Source organism: Microbacterium sp. ISL-103 (genome assembly GCF_018613995.1).
Lineage (GTDB): Bacteria > Actinomycetota > Actinomycetes > Actinomycetales > Microbacteriaceae > Microbacterium.
In genome coordinates, this window is sequence record NZ_JAGGPD010000033.1 from 1 (window position 1) to 5,976 (window position 5,976).

At 62.8% G+C, this 5,976-nt stretch carries 7 protein-coding genes; 6 read left to right on the forward strand and 1 reads right to left on the reverse strand.

The window, feature by feature from the left end; translation table 11 throughout:
- The first annotated feature begins 370 nt into the window (after positions 1-370).
- From J7E68_RS01465 to J7E68_RS01485, 5 genes are all read left to right on the forward strand, one after another.
- Positions 371-1,108: a hypothetical protein gene (locus tag J7E68_RS01465; protein WP_215169188.1), complete on the forward strand. Its 738-nt coding sequence runs from the start codon at positions 371-373 to the stop codon at positions 1,106-1,108.
- A 100-nt stretch (positions 1,109-1,208) separates the two neighbouring features.
- On the forward strand, positions 1,209-2,273 hold the full coding sequence (locus tag J7E68_RS01470) for a hypothetical protein (RefSeq protein WP_215169190.1): 1,065 nt from the start codon (positions 1,209-1,211) through the stop codon (positions 2,271-2,273).
- Between the two features lie 55 nt (positions 2,274-2,328).
- Positions 2,329-2,799, forward strand: coding sequence for a hypothetical protein (locus J7E68_RS01475; protein WP_215169192.1), 471 nt, complete (start codon positions 2,329-2,331; stop codon positions 2,797-2,799).
- A 361-nt stretch (positions 2,800-3,160) separates the two neighbouring features.
- Complete coding sequence (locus J7E68_RS01480; protein ID WP_215169194.1) at positions 3,161-3,757, forward strand: RNA polymerase sigma factor; 597 nt, start codon at positions 3,161-3,163, stop codon at positions 3,755-3,757.
- Positions 3,754-4,248 carry a hypothetical protein gene (locus J7E68_RS01485; RefSeq protein ID WP_215169196.1) on the forward strand — a complete coding sequence of 165 codons (495 nt, stop codon included), beginning with the start codon at positions 3,754-3,756 and terminating at the stop codon, positions 4,246-4,248. The genes J7E68_RS01480 and J7E68_RS01485 overlap by 4 nt, the downstream gene beginning before the upstream one ends.
- A 12-nt stretch (positions 4,249-4,260) precedes the next feature.
- Here the strand turns inward: J7E68_RS01485 and J7E68_RS01490 are convergent, their stop codons facing one another.
- Positions 4,261-4,839, reverse strand: a complete 579-nt coding sequence (locus tag J7E68_RS01490) for a hypothetical protein (RefSeq protein WP_215169198.1) — start codon at positions 4,837-4,839, stop codon at positions 4,261-4,263.
- A gap of 883 nt (positions 4,840-5,722) precedes the next feature.
- Here J7E68_RS01490 and J7E68_RS01495 point away from each other — a divergent pair.
- On the forward strand, positions 5,723-5,976 hold a 254-nt coding region (locus J7E68_RS01495; RefSeq protein WP_215169200.1), incomplete at its 3' end, for a hypothetical protein.

A 5,976-nucleotide genomic window follows, 5' to 3' on the forward strand; every position in this document is an offset into this window, starting at 1 on the left:
GTACATCGGCGTAGGACGTCGACGCCGTCTGGAGAACGCGAGCTTTCGGGATGATTCTGGCCTCACCCCCGAGGATTCGCGCTCGCGCGCTGAGGGCTCACGTCCGCTTAGTCGTCAGAATCGGCGGACGTTCCATGTGTTGCAGCCCGCCACCGCGGTAGTGTGCCCGATCTCCAAGCTCACAGTCCCATTCGTAGGTAAAACTGTGAGCGCGTAGCGGAACACTACGAGGCGTGACCAAGTTCCCCCACACTCAGCGGCGAAACACATGCTCGTGTGCGGATGGAGCTTCAACGAGAGTCGAGAGTCGAGAGCGGTCATGGTCCGCTGTCCGACGGCCGAGCTAGCCTGAGCAAGATTGGGGAACGACATGGGGAACCGCAAGAACACGCCGACTCGGAAGATCATCGCGGCAGACGACGAGGGTATGGGCGCCACGCTGGCGCGGATGGCGGCGATGCTGGGACGCTTCGGCGACGGCGAGGGCGCGCAAGAATACGCGGAGCGCTCGCCCGACATCATTCGGCAGCACGTTCATAGCATCGCCGAGGCAGTGAAGGGCGTCGACGCCTTCGACCTCATCGAGCTAACGCGCATGTATGAGGTCCCTACGAGGTTGGAGGGCTATCGGGAGAGCCTCGCTCAGCACCTCCCGGTCGCCGTCGAGATTGCCGCGCTGATCATGCTGGCTCGTGGTCACCGGCTCCCGGATAGTGAGCCTCAGGTTGAGGGCCTAGAGGCGGTTGTCGAAGACCTCCACGAGCGAGTGAGCGAGATGCTCCTCGCCAGCTCGTTCAGCTTGTTCGCCTCCGGCATGGCGAACAAGCATGGGCCCCTCACCATGCTCTCCGCTCAATACGTGGGAATGGACGTCTCCGTGCGTGGCAAGCAGTACACGCACATCCACGACGACATCAATGAAGCGCTATTCGCGAGTGCGCATATCGGCGATCTTCTCAAGGAGGCGCTGGGGTTCACCTTCGAGGAGTTCATCTCCGTGCGCGACGGCATCATCCAGGTGAGAAGCGAAAAGATGCTCTCCGACGTCGACGCCATGCGAGAAACTCTACGAGCAGTTTCAGAGCAGCGACTCCGAACAACCGGATGAGGCGTTCAAGGAGAAGCTCCGAGAGGCTTGGGACGCGTGGAAGGCAACGCCCGGGAGCAAGGCAACGTTCACCGCTGCGGACGTCTCCGCTGTCGCGTCCGTGGACATCGCCACCACGCAACATGTCCTGGACCTATTCAGTGCAGGATTCGATGCCGAGTTCGACGCGGCAGCAGCCGTGCAGTCACGTCTCACTGGAGATAGCCCGTTCCGTACCGCCGATCTCATCCGCGACACGGACGGCAACTACGTCTCCATTGGGTCACCTATCGGAATGGATTGCTTCCGACAGGTCGCGGAGGAGGCGCTCAACAAGAACCCGAAACGATTCCGAACCTACGAGCGTCGCAGGGTCACGGTAAGCGAAGAGTACGCGCTCGCTCAGCTGACGAAGCTGCTGGGCTCCAACGCTTCACACGCGAACCTCAAGTACTTCCGCGCGAACCCCGATGTCGACGTCACCGCACTTGGCAAGGACGCCGAAAATATCACCGCTGTTGCCGAGCAGACGGAGGCGGACGGGCTGTTCTTGATAGAGGATGTGGCGATCTGCGTCGAGGTCAAGGGAAAGAGTCTCTCGCGTCAGGCGCGAGGCGGCCATGTTCAACGGCTGAGCGCAGACCTGAAGGCGACCATCGGCAGCGCCACACAGCAGGCGCAGCGCCTCGAAGAGCACATCAGGGTCAACGGGGGGCTCTGGCTCGAAGACCGCTCGTGGTGGGATTTGTCGAAGGTTCGGGAGATCCGTTCCGTCGCGGTGTGCCTCGACGACTTGGGTCCGCTCGCTACGGGATTGGACGCTTTGGTCAGAGCCAATGTCGTCACCAGCGACCGGTTTCCATGGATCGTGAGCCTGCACGACCTGATGGTCGTCGCCGACGTCGTGGATAGGCCAGCGGAGTTCCTCCTATACCTCCGTCGACGGACGGAATCGGAGGTGTCTCTGCGGTTCGAGGCACTCGACGAACTGGACCTGTTCATGCTGTTCCTGCAGGGGGGACTCTACGTGGATCCGGACCCGGAGCGTGTGAGCGAGGAGTTCTTGGGGGGTGCCTCGCCCCACAAGTCGAGATCGCCGACGCTATCGGGAAGCCTCCGTGCCCACGCAGGTATCCACGCACACGGATCCGCTCGACGCATGGATCTATTACGCGAACGGGGCTAGCGAAGAGCCCGCGTCGAAGCCGTCCTTCCTCACGGACGCTCGAGTGAACCAGCTAGTGAACTTCCTCCAGGACGAGCGCAAACCCGGTTGGTTCCGCTTCAGCGCAGACCTCCTCAATCTCAGTAGCGAAGGTCAGGAGGGCGTCGCGCATGCGCTTGAGCACGTCGCGGCGATGACGGCGAAAGACGGAGCGGCGCACACATCGTTCACCGCATTCGCGGGCGCTTGGGGCTACCCGACGCTCTTCATCGGGTCTAAGCCGGCTCTCATGCCAGCTACGACGGCGAGTGAGCATCTCGCCCGCTACGCGGTGCTGAAGAAGCATCAGATCAAGTCAGACCGCGCCCTGATGGTGCTCATCGACGAGAACGAGCACATCCACTCCATCCGCTACGACTATTCCGAGCCCGTCGACAACGAGATCCTTGATGATGCTGCCGCCATGATGCGATTGATCCCACCCGAAGTCATGGGGAGAATGTCGCTCCACTTGACTACCTGGCGTTGTACGAGCGTGAAGCGGTGAACCTCGATCCGAAGGTCAAGCCGGTCCCGCCATACATCGCGACCGGGGGCTTCGGTGACGACCAACAGGGAGCGAGCGTGGCCTGACATACGGTGACGCTGCCTGCGGCTTCGGAAGGGCCGACGAGAACCTCATCGGCCCTTCTGAAGTCCGCGTACACGAGTAATTAAGGCGAGACCACGGTATGACCTTCATTGGTCTCGTCGTCCAGAGCGAGGATCCGCACGCAGATTCCGCTGCGGGCACCGTTCGAAGAGTGCCCGCGTGGGGCGTCCGGTCAATGGCCGGATGCTCCTCGCAACCGCGTTTAGACTTGAAGGAGCGGCCGGACAGCCCCCGTCGCAACGTTCGAGGTGAGGCAGTGTCCGAGTACACAATGTCGAGAGCGCCGAGCGACGGTGAACTCCTCTATCGCTTATCGCGCGGCGACGAGCCGGCGTACCGCATGCTTCACGACCGGCATCAAGCGCCGGTATTTCGGACCTCGCTCGTTCTCATGCGCACAACGTGGGATGCCGAGGAAGTTGCTGCTACGGCGTTCTTCGAACTGTGGCGGAAACGAGACAAGGTCCGTGTCGTCGATGGCTCTGTGCTTCCCTGGCTGCTAGCCACGACCTCGTACGCCGCGAAAAACAGTCTGCGCTCTCGTCGCCGCTATCAGCGCCTTCTCAACCGCATTCCGCACGATGGCGACGTCCCCGACCACGCCGACGAAGTTGTCCGCGCCATGGACGCGCTGAAGATCTCGCGCAGCGTGCGACAGGCGCTGCTCGAGCTAAATCCCCGCGATGCGAGCGTAGTTGTTCTGTGCGTCGTCCATGAGTTGCCCGCATCGGAGGCTGCAGTTGTTCTCGGAATCCCAGAAGGCACGGTCAAGTCCCGTCTATCCCGAGTGAAGGCGAAGCTTCGCGGGACGCTGCACGAGTATGCTCCCACCTCAGAGGAGGCGAACGCATGACTGACCAGTCCGGTGGCATGCCACACCGCAGAGAGGTCCAGGACCTCCTGATCGAGCAGATGCGTCAAGACCTCTCACGCCGGGTGTGGTGGAAGACGATATGGGGCCGGTTGTCGATAGCCGGCAGCGTTCTCGTGCTCGCGGGTGCCGGGGTGGCGGCAGTCGTTCTCCTCGAGGAACGTCCGGTGGACGACACCAGCATCGTCCAGTGCCTTGAAGGTCCGTACCGGAATCCGGACGGGACACTGTCTGGCGCGGCAGTGAGCATCGCCACGCCAGACGGTGTCGTACCTATTGAGGACGCTGAGGCCGTCTGTGTTCAGATGTGGGAGTCGGGTGCGTTTGCGGAGACTGATCCGCTGTCCGCGACGCCGGAACCGGCTGTAGCTCCGCCTGAGTTCACGACGTGTGTCACTGACGGCGGGGGTGCTGCTGTCGTCCCAGGGAAAATCGAATGTTCAACGCTTCGCCTGCACCCGTATAAGAGCTGACACAGACGGAGCTCAGCCGAACGTTCCGACCGGACGGTAGACGATGGACGATGTCTTCGCCGCGAGCGCTCCGAGCGACGAGCAGTATGGCGCGCAAGTGAGTACCGACCCCGTGTAGCTCGTGCCGTCGTATTGCGAGGACCAGCAGTTGCTGAACCCCTCCGCGGAGCGCACGTTGTTGTTCCACCCCGATCCGAGGCTTGGGAATCCGAATGTAACGCCGTAGCACCCGCTACCGGAGCCCCAATGGATCAGAACTGAACCGGTTCGCGACGTTCCGGTCCAGATCTTTCCGACGGTGACCGTCGCTGCTGCGGACACGGAGCGACTGCTGACACCGACAGGAATCAGTTGCTCGTAGTCCCCAGGGGCGCCGTCTTCGATGAACTGCTCGGCCTCCTCGACAGATGAGAAGCAGGAGATAACCTCCGGAACATCTTCGGGGATCGGATCCCCTTCAGGGATCGCCACTCCGCCAACGGTGCATGCAGCGGGAAGGGGAGGGTCGGACGAGGCGAATGCTGGTGCCGCGCTGGTGATGACGAGCGTTGCGAGGATGACCGCTGAAACGGACAGGAATCGTCGGGACAAGGAAAGCTCCTCCGGTAGGGAATGGATTCGCTTTGGTATGTCCAAGCCCGATTGCGGAGTTCCGGTCGCTCGAGAGATGAGCGCCATTCATCCGCGGGATTGCGGGGGAGAGGCGCGCTATGTTGGCTCGATCTCTGTATGCAGCGGGAGGCAGCGGGGCAAACAGCTGACGGAACGCGAGATGGGGCGACATCTGTCCTGCGTTGCTGCAGACCGCGCAGGAGCATCTGGAGCCGCGCCCACCGGCGCATAACGGTCTCTTCGGGAGCAGCCCAGAGACCTGCGTCAGTTCATCGGGGCCAGCGACTCACGGGAAGGACGACACAGCGGGAACGAGGGTCCCCCCGCTAGGCCTGACTTCCCGCGGCTTTCCGTGCGCTCGATGCAGTTGCGGAAGGGCCCCTGGAATCACCAGATGGAGAAGTTCCCGTTCAGCCAACGGTGCGCTTCCGGGAGATCAACTCGCTCGCCAGCGGCGAGATCAATAGTGAGGCGACGGCAGAACCGGCTACGGTAAAGGCGCGGCGCATAGAGCGGGAGTGGTCCAGGGAGTTTCTTGCTCGGACCGCGGGAGTGTCCGCCGCACACGCGAGGCGCCTGCAATCGGCCGGCTCGCGCGAACCCTCGGCTGCTCCCTCGATGACCTGTTCACCCAGTTCCCTACGGAGGCACCCTGATGACGCTGGCGCACGAAGTTGCGACGGACACACGGACCGTCACCCTCGCCACAGGACGATGGGGTTCGAGAGACGTGCGATGGGGGCACACCTGGGAGCACGGCACCGCCGCGTACTGGCTGGAGGCGACCAGGCGCTCTGCGAGATCGGACGAACCGCTTCGCCATCAGCTCACCGAATCCCTCTACGACGAGGTTGCGCTGTGCATGCTGGGCGGGTTCGGAATGCCCTACGAGCTGGGACTCGCCGCCTTCGAGGCGCTCCGCGACAACCTCCTCCAGGACAACCCCACGCCAAGCGCAAGCGCCATCGAGGAGATCCTCATCCGACCGCTCACCGTGGGACAGAGTAAGAGGCGCTACCGATTCCCCTACCAGCGCGCCCAACGGCTCTCAGCTGCGCTTCGCCACCTTCACTCGACAGACGCCCCCACCGACCCGCCCGACAACCGGGACTGGTT

Coding starts and splice junctions, on each gene's coding strand:
- J7E68_RS01465 (WP_215169188.1), top strand. CDS start 371: ATGGGGAACCGCAAGAACACGCCGACTCGGAAGATCATCGCGGCAGAC.
- J7E68_RS01485 (WP_215169196.1), top strand. CDS start 3,754: ATGACTGACCAGTCCGGTGGCATGCCACACCGCAGAGAGGTCCAGGAC.